This is a genomic window from Pseudomonas alkylphenolica (assembly GCF_016009175.1).
In the GTDB taxonomy this organism is placed as follows: domain Bacteria; phylum Pseudomonadota; class Gammaproteobacteria; order Pseudomonadales; family Pseudomonadaceae; genus Aquipseudomonas; species Aquipseudomonas alkylphenolica_B.
The window spans coordinates 55,941-76,276 of sequence record NZ_JADUCM010000019.1 but is presented as its reverse complement, the minus strand read 5'-3'; the positions used below and the strand labels follow the sequence as shown (position 1 = coordinate 76,276).

Genomic DNA, 20,336 nt, shown 5'->3' with positions numbered 1-20,336 from the left:
CTCATCCATGGCCGTTGAACTCGACCAACCCGTCGCCGACTTCCAGGCGCAGGCCACCAGTGGCCAGGGCGTCAGCCTGTCCGGCCTTGCCGGCAAACAGGTGGTGATCTACTTCTACCCCAAGGACAGCACGCCGGGCTGCACCACCGAAGGCCAGGGCTTTCGCGATCAGTACGCAGCGTTCCAGGCGGCCAACACCGAAGTGTTCGGCGTGTCGCGTGATGGCCTCAAGTCGCACGAGAACTTCAAGGCCAAGCAAGGTTTCCCGTTCGAGCTGATCAGCGACAAGGACGAAGCCCTGTGCCAGCTGTTCGATGTGATCAAGCTGAAGAAGCTGTACGGCAAGGAATACATGGGCGTGGACCGCAGCACCTTCCTGATCGACAAGCACGGCGTGCTGCGCAAGGCGTGGCGTGGCGTGAAGGTTCCGGGGCACGTGGACGCCGTGCTCGCTGAAGCGCAGGCGTTGAACAAGGCCTGAAACCGCCGCAGGAGCGGACTCATCCGCTCCTGCAGTCTGGTTACAGTAACGGCGCCACTGCTGGCTCCTGCCTCGGCCAGGCATCCAGTACTGCCTTGAACAGCGTCGCCAGCGGGATCGCAAAGAAGATCCCCCAGAACCCCCACAAGCCCCCGAACAGCAGCACTGCACAGATGATTGCCACCGGATGCAGGCTCACTGCCTCGGAGAACAGCAAGGGCACCAGCACGTTGCCATCCAGCGCCTGGATGATCGCGTATACCGCCATCAGGTAGATGAACTGATCGCCCCAGCCCCACTGGAACAGCGCAATCAGGGTGACCGGCACGGTGACCACCACCGCCCCTACGTAAGGCACCACCACCGACAACCCCACCAGCAAGGCCAGCAGCGCTGCGTAGTTGAGCCCCAGGGCGATGAATGCGATATAGGTCGCCACCCCGCAGATGAGGATTTCAATGCCCTTGCCGCGAATGTAGTTGGCAATCTGCCGGTTCATTTCCTCTGCTACCCGGGTCATCAGCTTGCGCTCGCGCGGCAGGTAGCCACTGACCCAGCGCGCAATCAGCTCGCGGTCCTTGAGGAAGAAGAACACCAGGATCGGCACCAGCACCAGGTAGATCATGATGTTGACCAGCAGCGGCAGACTGGACAGCGAGAAGGTTAATGCCCACTGCCCGAACTTGCCGATCTCGCCACGCATTGCCTCGATGGCCTGCAGCACCTGCTCATCCGAGACCAGGTGCGGGTAGCGCTCAGGCAACAGCAGCAACAACGACTGCCACTTGCCCAGCATCCCTGGCAGCTCGTTGAGCAAGGTAATCAACTGGTGCCACAGCAACGGCACCAGTACCAGCAGGAAGACCGCCAGGGCGCCCATGAACAGCGTGAACACCACGCCTACCGCATAGCGGGTCGGCACCCGCAGGCGCTCCAGGGCATTGACCAGCCCCTGCATGAGAAACGCCAGCACCATACCGGCCAATACCGGTGCGAGCATGCCGCCGAGGGTCAGGACGGCGGTAAAGGCCAGAAACAGCAAGACCACCAGCACCACTGCTTCTTCATCGGAGAAGTAGCGATGCATCCAATCGCGAAGCACCTTGAACATTAATGATCCTTAGGGAAAAACTCAGGCTTTGCGCAGCCAGTAGGTGTAAACACCGTCTTCGGCTGTTTCGAGCAACAGCGTATGACCGGCCAGTTTTGCAAAAGTGCGAAAGTCGCGCTGCGATCCGCCATCGGTGGCCCGCACCTTGAGTACCGCGCCACTGGCCAGGCGATTGAGCTCCATCTTCGCCTTGAGCAATGGCAACGGGCAGTTCAGGCCGCAGGCATCGAGTTCGGCGTCAAACGTCGGGGTATCGCTCATCAGTGGCTCCAGTCAGGCATGCTCGATCAAGCCACGTAGAATACCGCCACTGGTCGCCAACGTGTGAGCCAGCTACAGTAAGGTTCTTTGTCGACCAGAGCTTCGTGCATGAATTTACTGCGCCCTACCCTGCTGACGCTGGCCTGTTTGATGGCGCTGCCTGGCCATGCCGACGACCTGCCGTCACTGGGCGACGCCAGTTCTGCCATTGTCTCCCCGCAACAGGAACACCAGCTGGGCCGCGCCTGGCTCAGTTTGCTGCGGGGCAATGTCAATCAACTGAACGATCCCCAGCTCAAGGATTATGTCGAAACCAGCGTCTATCGCCTGGCCGAAACCAGCCAGCTGCAAGACCGCCGCCTTGAATTCATCCTTATCGACAGCCGCGAACTCAACGCCTTCGCCGCCCCCGGCGGGATCGTCGGGGTCAACGGTGGCCTGTTCCTCAATGCCCAGACCGAAGGCGAATACGCCTCGGTACTGGCGCACGAACTGGCGCACTTGTCGCAACGCCACTTTGCCCGCGGTGTTGAAGCCCAACAACGCATGCAGTTGCCGATGATGGCGGCACTGCTGGCCGGTATCGTCGCTGCCGCCGCCGGTGCCGGTGATGCCGGTATTGCGGCGATTGCCGGGACCCAGGCCGCCGCCATTCAGGAACAACGGCGCTTCTCCCGGCAGAACGAACAGGAAGCCGACCGTATCGGGATCCTCAACCTGGAAAAGGCCGGGTACGACCCGCGCAACATGCCGAGCATGTTCGAGCGCCTGATGCGCCAGTACCGCTACGACGCCAAGCCGCCGGAATTTCTCCTGACTCACCCGGTAACCGAATCGCGTATCGCCGACACCCGCAACCGTGCCGAACAGGCGCCCAAGGGCGGTACCGAAGACAGCGCGCGCTATCAACTGATCCGCGCCCGCGTCGCGCTGATCTACGAAGGTACACCGGGCCTGGCTGCCAAGCGCTTTCGCGCGCAGCTGGATGAAGACCCGAAACTCGACTCGGCACGCTACGGCCTGGCGCTTGCGCTGATCAAGGGCGGCCGCCTCAACGAGGCCCGCGACACGCTCAAGCCGTTGCTGGACAAGGCCCCCAACGACGTCACTTACAACCTGGCGCAGATCGACCTGGACATCACCAACAATCGCCTCGCCGATGCCCAGCAACGGGTCGAGCGCATGCGCTCGCTGTACCCGGCCAACTACCCGCTGCAGCAGGCGCGCATTGACCTGTTGCTCAAGCAGAACCGGCCGGCGGAAGCGGAAAAAGCCCTGGATGCCTTGCTCAAGAACCGTCCGGAAGACCCGGACGTGTGGTACGACGTGGCCGAGGTTCGCGGGCTGTCCGGCAACACCATCGGCCTGCACCAGGCCCGTGCCGAATACTTTGCCCTGGTCGGCGACTTTGACCAGGCGCTGCAGCAACTCGACTACGCCAAGCAGCGGGCGGGCAACAACTTTGTGCTAGCGTCGAAGATCGATGCGCGTCAGCGCGAGCTGCTCGAGCAGCAGCGGATGGTCAAGGACATGATGCACTAAGGCTAGCCACCGCTGACGCCTGCAGATCACACCGCGGCCCTGTAGGAGCGATGCTTGCTCGCGAAGAACGATAACGCTGGCCAGCAGGTAATCCGCGTCGCCTGATTCGCCGGCAAGCCTGGCTCCTACGAGGAGCCGGCTTGCTGGCGATCAGGTATCAGGCGTTGCCCGAAAGCTTCATTCGCGCTGCCTGGGTAAAGTCGAGCATGCGCTTGAGCGGCTTGATCGCCTGGGGAATCAGCGCCGGCTCGACGAAGATCTCGTTGCTGCCCTCACGCAGGCACTGCAAGGTGCGCTCCAGGGTATTCATGGCCATCCACGGGCAATGCGCGCAACTGCGGCAGGCCGCGCCGTTGCCGGCGGTAGGCGCCTCGATGAAGACCTTGTCGGGGCACAGCTGCTGCATTTTGTAGAAGATGCCGCGATCGGTGGCCACGATGAAGGTCTTGTTCGGCATTGTTTGCGCAGCGGCAATCAGCTGGCTGGTGGAGCCCACCGCGTCCGCCAGGTCGATGACCGACTCCGGCGACTCCGGGTGCACCAGGATCGCAGCCTCCGGATACAGCGCCTTCATGTCGGCCAGCTGGCGCGACTTGAACTCTTCATGAACGATGCAGGCACCGTCCCACAGCAGCATGTCGGCACCGGTCTGCTTCTGGATATAACGACCCAGGTGCTGGTCCGGTCCCCAGATGATGGTTTCGCCGTTATCCATCAGGCTCTCGACAATTTCCAGCGCGCAGCTGGAAGTCACCACCCAGTCGGCACGCGCCTTGACCGCCGCCGAGGTGTTGGCATAAACCACCACGGTACGTTCCGGGTGCTTGTCGCAGAACGCCGAGAACTCCTCCACCGGGCAACCCAGGTCAAGCGAGCAGGTCGCTTCCAGGGTCGGCATCAGCACGCGCTTTTCCGGATTGAGGATTTTTGCGGTCTCGCCCATGAAGCGCACACCCGCGACAATCACGGTGCTGGCTTCGTGCTTGTTGCCGAAGCGGGCCATTTCCAGTGAGTCGGACACGCAGCCACCGGTTTCCTCGGCCAAGGCCTGGATTACCGGGTCACAGTAGTAATGGGCAACCAGCACCGCGTTCTGCGCCTTGAGTTCGGCGGCAATGGCGGCGCGGTAGTCGGCCTCTTGCTCGGGCGTCAGCGGCTTGGGCTGCTTGGCGTCGAGGTGGGCTTGGACCAAAAGGCGTTCGGAAATCTGGGTCATGATCGCTGGACCTGCAGGCGCTTGTGCGCGTAAGTCGAGTGTATCACCGAGCCCTGGCAAATCGGTTAGCGGCTCTGCAGGCAAGGCGCTCAATGGCATTGCAGACAGAACCAAAGACCTTCTGCGGCCTCGGGTTTTTATGGGATGCCGAAGGCTACAGATAATCGGATGAATTCAAAAGGTTTTTTTAGTGAAACAGACTGCGGGGCGACGCCTGTCGCCCCGCAGTGCCACCTCAGCCTTCGCTCGGGCGCATGGCCCCAAGATTCGCCATGATCAGACTGGCAAACTGCTCTACCGTCAACTTCTGGCCGTTGAAATCGACCATGCCATCAACGTAATGCAAGCGGGTGACGATATCGTTGCCCTGCACCGTGGCCATCTGGCTTTGCACCGCCATCATGCCGACCATTTCACCGGCCTGGGATGCCTGGGCAGACAACACCTGCGCATCGCTCTGACCGGCCAGCCGGGCCTGCAGCACAGCCAGGTCGCCGATCATCGGTTTGGACAACTGCAGCGAACTTTGCACCTGGGCGATCATCTGCTTGTACAGCTCCGCCGGTGGCAGCTCCAGGGACGCTGGCTTGGCCAGGTCGACGCTCAGGCTGAAACGGCTCTGGCCATTGGCCGTCTTGAACGAGAAGTTCTCCAGGGCAATCTGCGGCTTGGCCGCCAGCACCTGCTGGACGTTGCCGTAAACCTGGGTTTTTTCCGCCTCGGTCATCGGCAACGACGGGAATACCTCGCCTTGGGCCGCTGCTGCCTGAAATTCTGGCAGCCGGCTCTGGTGCCAGGCGGCCAGCGCCTGCAGGGCGTCCATATCAAGATTCTGCAAGCGCCAGAGCATTTCACTGGAACCGACCGGCTGGCCATCAAAGCTGATATCGGCCACCTTGTAGGCAACAGTGCCGGACAACTTCGCACCCTGCGCCTCGGATTGGCTGTTCTGCTCCAGGCCCTTCATCAGCAGCACTTTCTGCTGTGGTCCCGTGGCCACGCTGACCTCACCCAGGGCCATATTGGTCTTGCCGAAATAGAACCCCGAGGCCGCCTTGTTCATGGTGCCGACCAGGCTCAGGTCCTTGAGCGCGATCTTCATTGGCGCACCGCGCTGGTCAACCAGGTTGAAGTTCAAGTTCGCCGAGTTGCCGCTTAAGGTGACTTGCTCGGCGTTGCGCGTGCCAGTCGCCTGCACGTTCAACCCGGAGAACTTCACCAGCGATTGCCCCGCTTCGCTCAATTCCATTGGCGGCATGATGAACGTGCCGTCGGTCGAACCGTCGTACCCCAGGCTGTTGTGGCCGTAGATCGGCGGAACATCGCCGCTGGCGGCGAACCAGTCCGCGGTGACCGCGTCCTTTTCCAGGGCATAGTTGCTGTAGGCCATGACCGGCATGAGCTTCAACGCCTTGAGCCGCGACCATGGCAAAGGGCCGTGCTCGACGCGATCGACAAAGCCCAGTTCGAAACTGCGCAGTTCCTCGCCGACCATCAGGTTGTTGGCCTTGATGCGGTAATGCACGGTACTCGAATACAGGTGCGATTCCACCGACGCCAGCTCCAGGGTGACATCGCCGGCCGACAGCTTGAGCTGCGCATTGGCCTGCGCCACGGCCTGGCTGAGCACCTCTGGCAACTGCTTTCCGGTGTACCAGGCCCCTGCCGTGCACGCTGCGGCCACGACAACGACGAGCCCAAGTACACCTGTTGTTTTCTTCATGAATTGTTCCGTTCGTCCATTTGTTAAAGGGTGTTGCTACAAGGCACCGGGCCTATTCGTTGACATCCATGAACTCACGAGCCCAGACGATGTAGTCGTTCGGCACCGTGTAGGTATGGGTAAGTTCGGTGGCGCTCAGGTCCGACGCGCTGCTGGTGATCTTGCGCTGTTCGCGCAGGCAGTCGTAGGTCGCCTTGATCGCAGCGAAGTACGCGCCGTGGCCGTCCACGGCAATGCGTACGCCCAGCTGGGCAAGACGTGCGTCGTCGTGCAGTTGTGGGTTGCCGTAGGTCACCAGCATCAGCGGCACGCTCAGGTGGGCAGCAATCTGCTCGAGATGCTCGAAGTCGCGGATGCCGACCATGCACAGGGCGTCGGCCCCGGCATTCTGGTAGGCCACGGTACGGGCGATGACTTCCTCGACCGGGATCAGTGCAGCGTTGGTCCGGGCGATGATCGACAGCTCCGGATCGACACGCGCTTCCAGCGCCGCACGGATCTTGCCAACGCCTTCGGCAATGCTGATCAGGTCGGTGGATTTGCGCCCGAACTGGGCCGGCAGCAGGGTGTCTTCAATGGTCAGCGCTGCGATGCCGGCGCGCTCAAGTTCGGTGACCGTACGCATGACGTTCAGGGCGTTGCCATAGCCATGGTCGGCATCGGCAATCACCGGCAGCTGCGCTACCCGGCCGATACGCGTGGCCTGTTCGGCGAACTCGCTGAGGGTGATCAAGGCAAAATCAGGTGCAGCCAGCACCTGCAGAGAAGCGACCGAACCACCCAGGATGCCTACCTCAAAGCCAAGGTCGGCGGCGATTCGCGCTGACATTGGATCGAACACGGAGGCCGTGTGGTAGCAGGCAGGAGAAGCAAGGAGTTTACGAAACGCGCGACGCAGGTCTTGGTGGGAGGCTCTTGGCATGGTCTTTCCAATCTATCGACTTCATTTATTGGATAGAACATACCACTGCAGGCGCTATCGCCGACAGCATCAGATGCACGGCTTTTACCCGTTCAGCTGCGCTGCTGCGCGCGTTTTAGCGTTTCGCTGGGCAACTCTTTGAACAACTGCTGGTAGCTGCTGGAGAACCGGCCCAAGTGCCAGAACGACCAGTGCATGGCCACTTCGGCCACGGTACTGCCGCCTGCCCGGCAACCGAGCAACTCGCGGCGCGCGCTGTTCAACCGCCGCAGGCGCAACCAGTGTGCCGGGGTCATGCCGGTAAAGGCCTTGAACGCTTGTTGCAGCTGGCGAAGGGACACGCCGGCGATGTCTGCCAGTTCCAGCAGGTTGAGGGTCTCTTCGGGACAGTCGGCGGCCCATTCGCCCACCCGGCGCATGATCGTGCGCTCCTCGGAACGCCGCCACAGGGCACCGCGATCAAGGCACGCCGAGGCGTTGTCGAGAATGAACAGGCAGTCGTCGAACAGCTGCTCGGCCAGCGCGTCACGGCTCGGCACGTCAACAGCTTGCCCCAGGCGCGTCAGGGTACCGCTCAGCCAGCGGCTGAACAGCGCATTCTGCAGCGAATTGAGCGGCGCCATGAACAAGCCTTCAAGACGGTTGATGTCGAGGGCATGGCGCTGAACGAACTCCGGGCCGAACACCACGGCCACTTCCTGATAGTTCTCCGGGGTGATCCAGATATTGCGGCTTTCGCCGTTGAGCAGGTACAGGCTGTTATCGGTGCGATCAAAACAAAAGGCCAATGCCCCCGCCGGCGCGCTGAAATTCTGCTCGACCCGGGTGTTCATCGACTCCTCGTAAATCTCCACGCCCTGCAGGTCCAGGCAGCGGATCTGCCCGGCAAAATGCCCGGGGGACATTTGCTGATAATGCTGGGTCCAGCTGGGGGTCGCACGCACCTGTTCACCGACGTCGGCGGTGCTGAAAGCTTGTACCTGAAACGGATTTACCGCGGTCATGAGTCGCTCTTTACGCACTCTTTTGGTGCGTTTTGTCCTGCAGAAAGTGGATAGATCGATACGCAAGCGTCACCCAAGATAGACCTCAACGCGCTGCAGGGGAAGTCGTCCAGACGGCATACCGGCCTTGATCGCTGGTCCTGGCGCGGAATAAAACCAATAACGAGGTCTTTATGAATGCCCCTTTCGATCAGCTGTCTGCGTGGCTGAAAGAACACAAGATTACCGAAGTCGAGTGCGTGGTCAGTGACCTGACCGGGATCGCCCGCGGCAAAATCGCACCCACCAACAAGTTCCTGCATGAGCGAGGCATGCGCCTGCCGGAAAGTGTGTTGTTGCAAACGGTAACCGGGGATTTCGTCGACGACGACATCTACTACGACCTGCTGGATCCGGCCGACATCGACATGGTCTGCCGCCCGGACTCCGCCGCCGTCTACGTGGTGCCATGGGCGATCGAGCCGACCGCGATCGTGATCCACGACACCTTCGACAAGCAAGGCAACCCGATTGAACTGTCGCCGCGCAACGTCCTGAAAAAAGTGCTGAAGCTGTACGCCGACAAGGGCTGGCAGCCAATCGTCGCACCGGAGATGGAGTTCTACCTGACCCAGCGCTGCGAAGACCCCGACCTGCCGCTGCAAGCGCCTTTGGGCCGCTCGGGCCGCGCGGAAAGCGGTCGGCAGTCGTTCTCCATCGATGCCGCCAACGAATTCGACCCGCTGTTCGAAGACGTCTACGACTGGTGCGAAGCCCAGGGCCTGGACCTCGACACCCTGATCCACGAAGACGGCCCGGCGCAGATGGAAATCAATTTCCGCCACGGTGACGCCCTGGACCTGGCTGACCAGATCACGGTGTTCAAGCGCACCATGCGCGAGGCAGCGCTCAAGCACAACGTCACCGCCACCTTCATGGCCAAGCCGGTGGGCGACGAGCCGGGCAGCGCCATGCACCTGCACCAGAGCGTGGTCGACATCGCCACCGGCAAGCCGATCTTCGTCAACGAAGACGGGCAGATGAGCGAGCTGTTCCTGCAGCACATCGGCGGCCTGCAGAAGTACATCCCCAAGGTGCTGCCGATGTTCGCCCCGAACGTCAACTCGTTCCGCCGCTTCCTGCCCGATACCTCGGCACCGGTGAACGTCGAGTGGGGCGAAGAGAACCGCACCGTGGGCCTGCGCGTACCGACCTCGAGCCCGGACGCCATGCGTGTTGAAAACCGCCTGCCGGGCGCCGATGCCAACCCTTACCTGGCCATCGCCGCCAGCCTGCTGTGCGGCTACCTGGGCATGGTCGAGAAGATCAACCCCAGCGCCCCGGTGCAAGGCCGTGCCTACGAGCGGCGCAACCTGCGCCTGCCGATCACCATCGAAGACGCCCTGGCCAACATGGAAGACTGCCCGAGCGTGGAGCAGCACCTGGGCAGCAAGTTCGTGCGTGGCTATGTGGCGGTGAAACGCGCCGAACACGAAAACTTCAAGCGCGTGATCAGCTCCTGGGAGCGGGAGTTCCTGCTGCTCAGCGTCTGAGCCGTGCCGCGTACAACACATCGATAAAACAATTCGAAGAGGCGTCGATATGCGTTCATTGAAAACAGTTGCAAGTGCAACCCTGGCGCTGCTGGTCAGCGCCGCGGCCCAGGCCCAGCCCAGTGTCAGCGTGTACAACTGGACCGACTACATCGGTGATACCACCCTGACGGACTTTCAGGGCAGCACCGGTATCAAGGTCATCTATGACGTGTTCGACTCCAACGAAACCCTGGAAGGCAAGTTGCTGGCCGGTCGCACCGGCTACGACGTCGTCGTGCCTTCCAACCACTTTCTGGCGCGCCAGGTCAAAGCTGGCGCGTTCCTGAAACTCGACCGCGAGCAATTGCCCAACTGGAAGAACCTCGACCCGGTGCTGCTCAAGGCCCTGGAAGAGAACGACGCCGGCAACCAGCATTCGGTGCCTTACCTCTGGGGGACCAACGGCATCGGCTACAACGTTGACAAGGTCAAGCAGGTGCTGGGGATCGATCACATCGACTCGTGGGCGGTGATGTTCGAACCGGAGAATCTCAAGAAGCTCAGCAAATGCGGCGTGTCCTTCATGGACTCGGCGGATGAACTGTTCCCGGCGATCCTCAATTACATGGGCATGGACCCACGCAGCAATAGTGTCGAGGACTACAAAAAGGCCGAGGCCAAATTGCTGACCCTGCGCCCGTACATCACTTACTTCCACTCCTCCAAGTACGTCTCGGACCTGGCCAACGGTGATATCTGCGTGGCCTTCGGCTACTCCGGCGATGTATTCCAGGCCGCCAACCGCGCCAAGGAAGCCAACAACGGCGTCAACATTGCCTACGCCATTCCCAAGGAAGGCGCCAACCTGTGGTTTGACCTGCTGGCCATTCCTTCTGACGCCAGCAACCCGCAACAGGCCTACGCCTTCATCAACTACCTGCTGGACCCTCAAGTCATCGCCAAGGTCAGCGCCACCGTCGGCTACGCCAACGCCAACCCGCCGGCCAAGCAGTACATGGATGCCGATCTGGTCAACAACCCCGAGGTGTATCCACCGCAGGCAGTGCTGGACAAGCTGTATGTTTCCAACACCCCGACCCCGGCAATCATGCGCTTGATGACCCGCTCCTGGAGCAAAGTGAAGTCGAACAAATGAACCGGGAAGCCACTATGAACCCTGCTGCACAACATGCCAGCTCCTACTACCGGGCGACGGTCGCTGACATGCCGGAACATCCGGTGCTCGAAGGTGAGCTGAGCGCCGATGTGTGCGTTATCGGCGGCGGCTTTACCGGCGTCAACACCGCCATTGAACTGGCTCAGCGCGGGTTGTCGGTGATCCTGCTCGAAGCCCGGCGTATTGGCTGGGGCGCCAGTGGTCGCAATGGCGGCCAGCTGATCCGTGGCATCGGTCATGAAGTCGATGGCTTTGCCCGCTACGTAGGCCAGGAAGGGGTGAAGTACCTGCAACGCGCCGGAATCGACTCGGTCGAGGTGGTTGCCAACCGCATCCGCGAGCATGGCATCGAGTGCGACCTGCGCTGGGGCTTTTGCGAACTGGCCAACACGCCGGCACAGTTCGCCGCCTTTCGTGACGAGCAAGAGAGCCTCGCCGCCCTGGACTACCGCCACGAAACGCAGCTGGTCGGCCCGGAACGCATGCATGAAGTAGTCGCCTCCTCGGTGTACGCCGGCGGCTTGATCGACCGCGGCTCGGGCCATCTGCACCCGCTTAACCTGGTGCTTGGCGAGGCGCGCGTGGCGAAGTCGCTGGGCGTGAGGATTTTCGAACACAGCCCGGTGCTCGAACTCAACCACGGCAGCACCGTGCACGTGCGCTGCGCTCAGGGCAGCGTGCGCGCCGGCAGCCTGGTGCTGGCCTGCAACGCCCACCTGGACGAGCTAGAACCCCGGCTAAGCGGCAAGGTGTTGCCGGCCGGCAGCTACATCATCGCCACCGAGCCGCTGTCCCCGGCGCTGGCCAACACGCTGATCCCACAGAACCTGGCGTTGTGCGACCAGAAAGTCGGCCTGGACTATTACCGGCTCACGGCAGACCGACGCCTGCTGTTCGGCGGCGCCTGCCATTACTCCGGACGCGATCCGCTGGACATTGCCGCCTACATGCGACCGAAGATGCTCAAGGTCTTCCCGCAACTGGCAGACACCCGCGTCGCGTTTCAGTGGGGCGGCAAGATCGGCATTACAGCCAACCGCTTTCCACAGGTTGGCCGTCTGTCCCAGCACCCCAATGTGTTCTATGCACAGGGCTATTCCGGCCACGGCCTGAATGTCACGCACTGGACCGCACGCCTGCTGGCCGAGGCCATTGATGCCGGTCACAGCCACGGCATGGATGTGTTCAGCGCCGTGCCGCATATGACCTTCCCGGGCGGCAAGGCCCTGCGTTCGCCGCTGCTGGCGCTTGGCATGCTGTGGTACCGCCTGCGCGAGGTACTGGGCTGACGTCACAAAACCTGGATTCTCTCCGGGGCGCTTGCGACTGCCTTAATTGCAGCTACTTTCAGTTAAGCCTTTGTCTCAACGCATGACCGACCCCGGAGGGAATCGCGGGATGATCACAGGTAGCAGGCTCCTCACCCGGAGCACACTTCTCGCCGCAGTGCTGCTGGCCATTGCCGGCTGCACCAGCATCGACGCGCGCACCACCGAGTACGTTGGCGTGCCGCATGCCGCACCGACCTCCGCCAGCAGCGTCCAGGTACTGCGTACCGAGCCATTGCGGCCCCATACACGGCTCGGTGAAATCGTCATCGACGCCAGTATCGAACCGGCCCCGCCAATTACCGACGTCGAGCAGAAACTGCGTGAGCAGGCCGCCAGTATCGGTGGCGACGCGGTGGTGGTGGTCTACGATCGCATCCAGCCAGTGTCGGCGTACGTCAGCGGGCCTTTGTGGAGCCGTGACGTGCAAACCATCGATGGGCGCAAGCTCAAGGGCATTGTCATCAAATACAAATGATCGCGTAGCATCGCCGGGAAAGCATGATGAATCTAAGACGGGTGAGTTTTTCAGTATCGCTGCTGGCACTGAGCACAATGTCGATGCTGAGCCAGGCAGACAACGCACGCGACTGGCAGAACATTCCCATCGACCTGAACATGGTTTTTGGCTACTACAACCGTATCGACACCAACACCCCCATCGATACTGCCCTGCCGATTGACGGCCTGTCGCTGGATGCCGACCTCTACCTGCTGCGCCTGGCACGCTCATTCGACATTGCCGGACGCAACAGCGCGATCCAGCTGATCCAGCCTTATGCCGATGTAGCGGCATCATTCGACGATGCGCGCTTTTTCAGCGGCACCAAACACAACGGAGGCCTGGGCGACACGCAAATCGTCTTCGCCCACAACTTTTTTGGTGGCCCGGCGCTGACCGCCGAAGAGTTTGCCACCTGGACGCCGGAAACCTTCATGACCGGTGCAATGTGGCTGACGATCCCCAACGGCGACTACGACAAAGACCGGGTGATCAACATCGGTGCCAACCGTTGGGTATTCAAACCTGAAGTCGGCTTTGGCACGCCGTTTGGCCCGACCTGGCTGGAGGTCAACACCTGGGTCTCACTGTTTGGCGACAACGACGACTACCTTGGCGACAGCAAGCTTGAGCAAAAGCCGCTGTATGCCATCGAGGGGCATTACAGCTACACCATCAACCGCGCCCTCTGGGCCTCGCTGGACGCCACCTACAGCACCGGCGGCGAAACCAAGGTCGACGGCGTCAACCAGGATAACAAGCAGGAGAACGTGCTGGCAGGCGCCAGCATGGGCTTTATGCTCTCGCCGCAGTTCGGCGGCATGATTGCCTATACCGACACAGTGTCGGAGCGGGACAAGTCACCCGATGTGAACACCTGGACATTGCGTGTGAACTACGTCTGGTAGATGCAGCAGCCCATCAGCTGGCTGCTGGCAACACGCTCAACGGATCGATCGGTTTGCCGTTCTGGCGAATCTCGAAGTACAACTGCACCCGATCGGTATCCAGGTCCCCGGCTTCGGCGATCTTCTGGCCCTTGCTGACAGTCTGCCCTTCCTTGACCAGCATTTTGCTGTTGTGGCCATACACGCTGGCGTGGGATACGCCGTGCTGGAGGATGATCAGGTTGCCATAGCCACGGATGTTCACCGCAAACGCCACCTTGCCATCCAGGCTGGCGAACACCGGCTGCCCGGCAGTGGCGGCGATGCGGATGCCCTTGTTGAGCTTGTCGGCGGCAGAGTAGCGGCCAATCACCGGCCCCTGCAGCGGCCAGGCCCAGCCGCGCAAGGTTACCTTGGTGGTTGCAGCGACCGGTTTGCCTTTGCTGGCGCTGGCCGTGGTACGTGTGGTGGTGGTTTTCGAACCGCCAAAGCGGATGGTCTGGCCGACATTGACCGCGTACGGCGGGCTGATGCCATTGAAGCGCGCCAGTTCCTTGAAGTTCCAGCCATGGCGTGTAGCGATCGAATACAGCGTATCACCGCGTTTGACCTTGTAGGCACCGCCCACCACTTTGGCGGTGTCGCCACCTGAGCCGGTGGGTTGAGAACTGCATGCAGAAATCGCCAACAACATGGCGACCAGAATTAATCTGAACAACACGGCGCGCGCACCCACTGGTAAGGAAAAATGGCCGAAAACGAAAAAGCCCGCGACCTTCTCAGGACGCGGGCTCTCTCTTACAGCGTATGGTGGGTCGTGTAGGATTCGAACCTACGACCAATTGGTTAAAAGCCAACTGCTCTACCAACTGAGCTAACGACCCGTTGGATGGCGCGTATAATACTGATTTCTAACAGGAAATCAACACCCCATCGCAAAAAAGTTTAAAAATATCGTGTTGGGTCTTCTACACCGGCCGCTTTGAAGCCATCGGCACGCAGGCGGCAGCTGTCACATTTGCCACAGGCACGGCCTTCATCGTCCGCCTGGTAGCAGGAAACCGTCAGGCTGTAGTCCACGCCACGGACCATGCCGGCCTGAACGATCTGCGCCTTGCTGAGGTTCTGCAGCGGCGCCTGAATGCGAAAGCCCTGCCCCTCTACACCGGCCTTGGTCGCCAGGTTGGCCATGCGCTCGAACGCCTCGACAAACTCTGGACGGCAGTCTGGATAACCAGAATAGTCCACGGCGTTCACACCGATGAAAATATCCCGTGCGTCGAGCACCTCGGCCCAGCCCAGGGCCAGGGACAGGAACACCGTGTTGCGTGCCGGCACGTAGGTTACCGGTATGCCTTCAGTCGGGGCCTCGGGCACGTCGATGCTGCTGTCGGTCAGTGCCGAACCGCCGATACCGTCCAGGTTCAAGCCGATCACCTTGTGCTCGACTACACCGAGGTCACGGGCTACACGCGCCGCAGCGTCGAGCTCGGCGCCATGACGCTGGCCGTAGTCAAAACTCATGGTGTAGCACTTATAGCCATCGGCTTTGGCCATGGCCACCACAGTGGCCGAATCCAGGCCACCGGAAAGCAGGATTACCGCACGTTTCTCAGTCATTGCATTCACTCCTGTCAGCGCCCTGGCTCGTCATTCCACAGCAGCTTGTGCAGCTGCATCTGAAAACGAACCGGCAAATTGTCTGCCACGATCCAGTCCGCCAGGTCCGTGGCGCTCACCTGATGGTGGCTTGGCGAGAACAGCACCTCACCCGCGCGCTTCTCCAGACCATACTGAATCAGCTTTGACACCGCCCAGTCGTAGTCCTCGCGAGAGCAGATAACGAACTTGACCTGATCATTGGCGGTCAGCAGCTCGATGTTCTCGTAGCGGTTGCGGTGCACTTCCTCGGACCCCGGGGTTTTCAGGTCGACAACCCGACTGACGCGAGCGTCCACCTTGGAAATATCCAGCGCACCACTGGTTTCCAGCGAAACGTCGTAGCCGGCATCACAGAGCTGTGTAAGCAAAGGAATGGCATTGGGCTGGGCCAGCGGTTCACCACCGGTGACACAGACATAGCGCGGCTTGAAGCCGGCAACCTGCTCAAGGATCGAATCGAGGGTGCGAATGCTGCCGCCGCTGAAGGCGTATTCGCTGTCGCAGTACTGGCAGCGCAGCGGGCAGCCGGTGAGACGGACAAATACCGTGGGCAGGCCAGCGGTACGCGTTTCACCCTGCAAAGAGTAAAAAACCTCGGTAATACGTAATGTGTCTTGCATAGTCGCCACGGGCGTAACAGCTAAACAGGCTGTCCGCCTCCGTCAGGCACTGCTGAGAACCCGGCATCGCGCAGTTCGCAGCAGCGTATTCAAATAAAAGGGCAGAGATTCTAACGAAAAAACCCGCGGCGAGCGCGGGTTTCTTTGAAACGCTTGAATCAGAGCTTCTGCAGGTCGCGCTGGGCCAGCTGGGCGGCCGAGGTACCCGGGTATTGGGTCACGACTTGTTGCAGGATGCCTTTGACCCGGTCGGTGTGCCCCAGGCGGCGCTCAACGTCAGCCAGCTTGTACAGGGAATCCGGCACTTTGTTGTGCTTCGGGTACAGTTGGCTGACCTTGGCGAAGGCTTGCCCTGCAGCTTGCAGGTCGCCTTTGGCCAGGTTCACCTCACCCAGCCAGTATTGGGCATTGCCCGCGTACTGACTGTTGGGGTATTTGCGCAGAAAGGCGTTGAACGCCTGGCTGGCCTTGTCGAAATCCTTGGCTTTGATCAGGTCAAAGGCAGCGTCGTAATAGAGCTTCTCTTTGGCCGGATCGCCAGGTTCGCTACTGGCTGCAGGAGCTTGCGCGCTGGCAGCGCCTGCAGCAGCACCGGCGGCGGCAGCGCCACCGGCAGCGGAATTATCAGGAGTGGCGGCAGGTGCAACACCGCTTCCAATACGCCGATCCAGGTCCTGGTAACGCTCCAGGCTCTCCTGTTTCATGCGTGCCACATCGTTTTGCAACTCTTCGATGATGCCTTGTTGACGCGACAACTGATCTTGCATCTGCTGCAGTTGCATGAACAGCTGACCCTGCGCCGAGGCAGGGGCCGTAACCCCTCCCCCGGCGTAGGCGCCGTTCGTACCATAACCCGATGGCGGATAGCTGCTTGCGCCGCTATAGCCAGCGTTGTCATCAACAACAGGAACCTCAGCCCATGCCACGAGTGGCAGGCTGAGCGCCAGGACGGTTACAGCACGACGGCACATTCGCATATCGAATTACTTACGCAGTTCGACGCGACGGTTCTGAGCCCAGGACTGCTCGTCGTTGCCGGTGGCAACTGGACGCTCTTCGCCGTAGGAAACCAGTTCCAGCTGGGCAGGAGAAACGCCTTGCAGTACCAGGTAGCGCTGAACGGCTTTCGCACGACGCTCGCCCAGAGCCATGTTGTATTCGCGAGTACCGCGCTCGTCGGTGTTGCCTTCCAGCACGACGCGAGCGCCGTTGCCTTTCAGATCCTTGGCGTGAACGTCCAGAGCGCGCATGGCTTCTGGCTTCAGGTCCGAGCTGTCGTATTCGAAGTAGAAGGTGGTGATTGCGCGCAGAGCAGCTTCTTCGCTCAGGCTGCCGTCAACAGCGCCAGTGTTGGCACCGTAACCAGCGTTAGGGTCGACAGCGCCTTGACCTGCGTCGTCACCGCCTTTCGAAGAGCAACCTACGGCTACGGCCATGGCCAGAGCCAGCGCAGCAAACTTACCAAACTTCAGCATTTCCATCGTGAAACTCCTAATGAACCCCAATGTGTTAAGTACAACGTAAAGCGTAAAGCGTGAAGCGCCGCATCAGTTCAGGTAAGGGGACCAGGACGGTTCTCTGACTTCGCCTTGAGCGGTAGGAAGCGGGAGCCTCACGCGTCCGTTGAGAGAGACGAGCATCAAGACTCCCCGGCCCTGCTGGCGGGTGGCGTAGATTAGCATGGTGCCGTTGGGCGCAACAGTAGGAGACTCATCAAGACTTGTTTCCGAGAGAATCTTTACACTACCGCGTTGCAAATCTTGCGCCGCCACCTTGAAGTTGGTGAAACCTTGTTGACGATGAATCATCACCAGGGTCTTTTCATCCGCCGAAAGTTTAGGGTTGGCGTTGTAGTTGCCTACAAAAGTTACACGCTCGGCACCACCACCAGAAACACTGGTTTTATAGATCTGTGGTTTACCACCGCGGTCGGAAGTGAAGTAGATGGTGGAACCATCCTTACCCCAGAACGGCTCGGTATTGATACCCGGGCCTGCAGTAACGCGCGACAGCTGACGCGAACCCATGTTCATTACATAGATGTCCGGGTTGCCGTCCTTGGACAGCACGAATGCCAGGCGCGAACCGTCCGGCGACCAGGCGGGTGCACCATTGAGGCCTTCGAAATTGGTGATCTGCTCACGACGACCAGTGTCGATGTGCTGTACGAAAATACGCGGACGCTTCTGTTCGAACGACACATAGGCAATACGCTTGCCATCAGGTGCAAAACGTGGCGACAGGATCGGCTCACGCGACTGCAGCAGGGTCACCGCACGCGCACCGTCGTAGTCCGAACGCTGCAGGGTGTAGCGGGTGTTGTTGGTGGAGAAACGCTCGGCCGTCACGTACAGCATGCGAGTAGAGAACGCACCCTTGATGCCGGTGAGTTTCTCGAACGACTGGTCAGCAATGTAGTGCGACATGTCGCGCAGCTGATCGACACTGCCCGAGACGCTGCCGGTCAGCACTTGCTGCTCGGTGGCGACGTTGAACAGCGCGTACTGCACCTGCAGGCGACCGCCTGCCGGCACGATGCTGCCGACCATCACGTACTGGGCACCCAGCGCTTTCCAGTCACGGAAGATGACTTCGCTGGCCTGGCTTGGCTGGCTGATCATGTTCTGGCGCGGAATCGGCGAGTAATAACCAGAGTTGCGCAGGTCATTGCCGATGATGTCAGCCATGTCTTCCGGCAGCACGCTGCCGCCCTGCAGACCGAACGGCACGACCGCGATCGGCGTGGCGCGGTCACTACCGCTGGTGACCAGAATGTTCTTTTCTTCTGCCATGGCGATCCCTGCTACGCAGCAGAGAGCGACCAGCAGTCCTCGAAGAAGTTTAATCACAAGGCTAGATCCTCAGGTGTGAATGTCATCTTGAATGAACGATAGGGATTGAATTCGCTCGGTTTCAAGCCCTGCATTTCGGTTAGGCGACCAATGTTCTTCACCGCTGCAACAGCCGAGCTGTCGAACGGACCGTCACCACTGGAGCGGGCTACGCTCACCGAGGTAATGGTGCCATCTGGCAACATGCCGATCTGCAGAACCACCGTCATGTTCTTGCGCGCAGAAGGGGGACGTGCCCAGCCTTCAGCTGCACGCGCACGGATCAGGTCGTCGAAATCGCCGGCTACCTGGTCGCCTTGCTCGTCAGCCAATGCCTGTTGCCGTTCGGTGGTATCAGACAGCAGCTCGGCCAAAGCCTGGGCTTTCTTGTCTTCTGCCGCCTTGCGGGCTGCATCCTGTGCCTTCTTCTTGGCCGCATCGGCTGCGGCTTTCTTCTTCGCGTCTTCAGCAGCCTTTTTCTTCGCCTCTTCGGCCACTGCTTTCTTCTTGGCATCCTCGGCCGCCTTCTTCTTGGCGTCCTCGGCTGCTTTTTTCTTGGCTTCTTCTGCCGCCGTTTTCTTGGCCTCTTCCTCAGCCTGTTTCTTGGCTTCCTCTTCGGCCTTCTTCTTGGCGATGTCTGCCTGCTGCTTCTCGGCGGCCTTTTTCGCCTCTTCGGCTTTCTTGGCTTCGGCGGTTTTCTTCGCTTCGTCAGCCTTCTTGGCTTCCTCGGCTTTCTTCGCTTCGGCTTCGGCGCGCGCTTCTTCCGCCTTTTGAGCAGCTTCTTCTTTCTTTTGTTCCGCAGCTTTTACTGCCTGCTGCTCGACCTTCTTCTGCTCCATCTGCTCTTCTTCGGTCTGGCGCGAAGCGGTTTTCTTCGCTTCACCCGCAATCTTCTGATTGGTCTGGGTGGTGGCCTGACTTTTCGATTTCAGCTGGTACAGGGTTGCCTGGACAATAGGCTTGGCCGGCGGCAATTCAGGGGTCATGGCAAAACTGACGAACAGCATGCCGAACACCAGAACGTGCAGCGCAATGGCCCAGACGCTGGGCCAGAAATAGCTTTCCGAGGCGGATGGCTCTCGCTGTTGCATCAGGGCGCCTCGGTAATCAGGCCAACGTTACCGACACCAGCCTTCTGCAACCCGCCCATGGCACCCATGACCGCGCCGTAGTCGACAGACTTGTCGCCACGGATGAAGACCTGGGTCTGTTTGCCCTGATCACGTCCGGCGGCAATGATCTTGGTCACGGCGTCGGTCATTTGCGGCAAGGTCATGGCCTTGTCCATCTGCTTGTCGGTGTCGACTTCGCTGCCAAGGTTCCAGTAATAGGTCTTGTCAGCCTTGATCGAAATGGTCAGGACCTGAACGTTGTTGTCCTGCGGCAAGGCTTCGCTGGAAACCTTGGGCAGATCAACCTTGACGCCCTGGTTGAGCATGGGTGCGGTCACCATGAAGATGACCAGCAGTACCAACATCACGTCGATGTAAGGCACCACGTTCATCTCGGCGACCGGCTTGCGTTTGTGGCGAACTCGGGCCATGGGCTTTTACCT

At 60.5% G+C, this 20,336-nt stretch carries 21 protein-coding genes and 1 tRNA gene; 7 read left to right on the top strand and 15 right to left on the bottom strand.

The annotated features are described in order from the left end of the window. The first annotated feature begins 7 nt into the window (after positions 1 to 7). Positions 8 to 481 (top strand): peroxiredoxin, encoded by a 474-nt coding sequence (locus I5S59_RS17050; RefSeq protein ID WP_197877654.1) that lies wholly within the window; start codon positions 8 to 10, stop codon positions 479 to 481. 40 nt (positions 482 to 521) lie between these two features. Here I5S59_RS17050 and I5S59_RS17045 read toward each other — a convergent pair whose 3' ends face one another. Together I5S59_RS17045 and I5S59_RS17040 are read right to left on the bottom strand one after the other, a co-directional pair. Continuing rightward, on the bottom strand, positions 522 to 1,592 hold the full coding sequence (locus tag I5S59_RS17045) for an AI-2E family transporter (protein WP_128322345.1): 1,071 nt from the start codon (positions 1,590 to 1,592) through the stop codon (positions 522 to 524). Between the two features lie 21 nt (positions 1,593 to 1,613). Beyond that, positions 1,614 to 1,853 (bottom strand): sulfurtransferase TusA family protein, encoded by a 240-nt coding sequence (locus tag I5S59_RS17040; RefSeq protein WP_128322346.1) that lies wholly within the window; start codon positions 1,851 to 1,853, stop codon positions 1,614 to 1,616. Between the two features lie 108 nt (positions 1,854 to 1,961). On the opposite strand from I5S59_RS17040, the gene I5S59_RS17035 reads away from it, so the two are divergent. Continuing rightward, positions 1,962 to 3,395 (top strand): M48 family metalloprotease, encoded by a 1,434-nt coding sequence (locus tag I5S59_RS17035; protein WP_197877653.1) that lies wholly within the window; start codon positions 1,962 to 1,964, stop codon positions 3,393 to 3,395. Between the two features lie 157 nt (positions 3,396 to 3,552). Here I5S59_RS17035 and nadA read toward each other — a convergent pair whose 3' ends face one another. The 4 genes from nadA to I5S59_RS17015 all read right to left on the bottom strand — a co-directional run bounded on the left by nadA (position 3,553) and on the right by I5S59_RS17015 (position 8,260). Next, complete coding sequence (gene nadA, locus I5S59_RS17030) at positions 3,553 to 4,611, bottom strand: quinolinate synthase NadA (protein WP_197877652.1); 1,059 nt, start codon at positions 4,609 to 4,611, stop codon at positions 3,553 to 3,555. 235 nt (positions 4,612 to 4,846) lie between these two features. Further along, positions 4,847 to 6,334 (bottom strand): YdgA family protein, encoded by a 1,488-nt coding sequence (locus I5S59_RS17025; RefSeq protein ID WP_197877651.1) that lies wholly within the window; start codon positions 6,332 to 6,334, stop codon positions 4,847 to 4,849. Positions 6,335 to 6,386: 52 nt separating this feature from the next. Continuing rightward, positions 6,387 to 7,256, bottom strand: coding sequence for an isocitrate lyase/PEP mutase family protein (locus I5S59_RS17020; protein WP_128322350.1), 870 nt, complete (start codon positions 7,254 to 7,256; stop codon positions 6,387 to 6,389). 92 nt (positions 7,257 to 7,348) lie between these two features. Next, positions 7,349 to 8,260, bottom strand: coding sequence for a helix-turn-helix domain-containing protein (locus I5S59_RS17015; protein WP_197877650.1), 912 nt, complete (start codon positions 8,258 to 8,260; stop codon positions 7,349 to 7,351). A gap of 173 nt (positions 8,261 to 8,433) precedes the next feature. On the opposite strand from I5S59_RS17015, the gene I5S59_RS17010 reads away from it, so the two are divergent. The 5 genes from I5S59_RS17010 (at position 8,434) to I5S59_RS16990 (ending at position 13,689) form a co-directional block, all read left to right on the top strand. Further along, on the top strand, positions 8,434 to 9,792 hold the full coding sequence (locus tag I5S59_RS17010) for a glutamine synthetase family protein (protein WP_128322352.1): 1,359 nt from the start codon (positions 8,434 to 8,436) through the stop codon (positions 9,790 to 9,792). Between the two features lie 49 nt (positions 9,793 to 9,841). Beyond that, positions 9,842 to 10,930, top strand: a complete 1,089-nt coding sequence (locus I5S59_RS17005) for a polyamine ABC transporter substrate-binding protein (RefSeq protein ID WP_197877649.1) — start codon at positions 9,842 to 9,844, stop codon at positions 10,928 to 10,930. Between the two features lie 14 nt (positions 10,931 to 10,944). Beyond that, positions 10,945 to 12,240, top strand: a complete 1,296-nt coding sequence (locus I5S59_RS17000; protein WP_197877648.1) for an NAD(P)/FAD-dependent oxidoreductase — start codon at positions 10,945 to 10,947, stop codon at positions 12,238 to 12,240. Between the two features lie 109 nt (positions 12,241 to 12,349). Beyond that, on the top strand, positions 12,350 to 12,757 hold the full coding sequence (locus I5S59_RS16995; protein ID WP_197877647.1) for a hypothetical protein: 408 nt from the start codon (positions 12,350 to 12,352) through the stop codon (positions 12,755 to 12,757). A 77-nt stretch (positions 12,758 to 12,834) separates the two neighbouring features. Then, on the top strand, positions 12,835 to 13,689 hold the full coding sequence (locus I5S59_RS16990) for a transporter (RefSeq protein ID WP_232239812.1): 855 nt from the start codon (positions 12,835 to 12,837) through the stop codon (positions 13,687 to 13,689). A 13-nt stretch (positions 13,690 to 13,702) separates the two neighbouring features. On the opposite strand, the gene I5S59_RS16985 is transcribed toward I5S59_RS16990, so the two are convergent. From I5S59_RS16985 to tolR, 9 genes are all read right to left on the bottom strand, one after another. Beyond that, positions 13,703 to 14,389, bottom strand: a complete 687-nt coding sequence (locus tag I5S59_RS16985) for a peptidoglycan DD-metalloendopeptidase family protein (protein ID WP_197877645.1) — start codon at positions 14,387 to 14,389, stop codon at positions 13,703 to 13,705. An 87-nt stretch (positions 14,390 to 14,476) separates the two neighbouring features. After that, a tRNA-Lys gene (locus I5S59_RS16980) sits at positions 14,477 to 14,552 on the bottom strand. 61 nt (positions 14,553 to 14,613) lie between these two features. Continuing rightward, positions 14,614 to 15,288 (bottom strand): 7-cyano-7-deazaguanine synthase QueC, encoded by a 675-nt coding sequence (gene queC / locus I5S59_RS16975; protein WP_197877644.1) that lies wholly within the window; start codon positions 15,286 to 15,288, stop codon positions 14,614 to 14,616. Positions 15,289 to 15,302: 14 nt separating this feature from the next. After that, entirely contained in the window at positions 15,303 to 15,950 is a 648-nt protein-coding gene (gene queE, locus I5S59_RS16970; protein WP_197877643.1) for a 7-carboxy-7-deazaguanine synthase QueE, read from the bottom strand. Between the two features lie 158 nt (positions 15,951 to 16,108). After that, on the bottom strand, positions 16,109 to 16,927 hold the full coding sequence (gene ybgF, locus I5S59_RS16965; RefSeq protein WP_197877642.1) for a tol-pal system protein YbgF: 819 nt from the start codon (positions 16,925 to 16,927) through the stop codon (positions 16,109 to 16,111). Between the two features lie 6 nt (positions 16,928 to 16,933). Then, on the bottom strand, positions 16,934 to 17,431 hold the full coding sequence (pal, locus tag I5S59_RS16960) for a peptidoglycan-associated lipoprotein Pal (protein ID WP_028943075.1): 498 nt from the start codon (positions 17,429 to 17,431) through the stop codon (positions 16,934 to 16,936). A 66-nt stretch (positions 17,432 to 17,497) separates the two neighbouring features. Next, positions 17,498 to 18,742, bottom strand: coding sequence for a Tol-Pal system beta propeller repeat protein TolB (tolB, locus tag I5S59_RS16955; protein WP_232239803.1), 1,245 nt, complete (start codon positions 18,740 to 18,742; stop codon positions 17,498 to 17,500). Between the two features lie 53 nt (positions 18,743 to 18,795). Then, a complete protein-coding gene (tolA, locus tag I5S59_RS16950; protein WP_197877641.1) occupies positions 18,796 to 19,872 on the bottom strand; it encodes a cell envelope integrity protein TolA in 1,077 nt (358 codons plus the stop codon). Then, entirely contained in the window at positions 19,872 to 20,324 is a 453-nt protein-coding gene (gene tolR / locus I5S59_RS16945) for a protein TolR (protein ID WP_065761580.1), read from the bottom strand. Before tolR ends, tolA begins: the two co-directional genes overlap by 1 nt. Between the last annotated feature and the right edge of the window lie 12 nt (positions 20,325 to 20,336).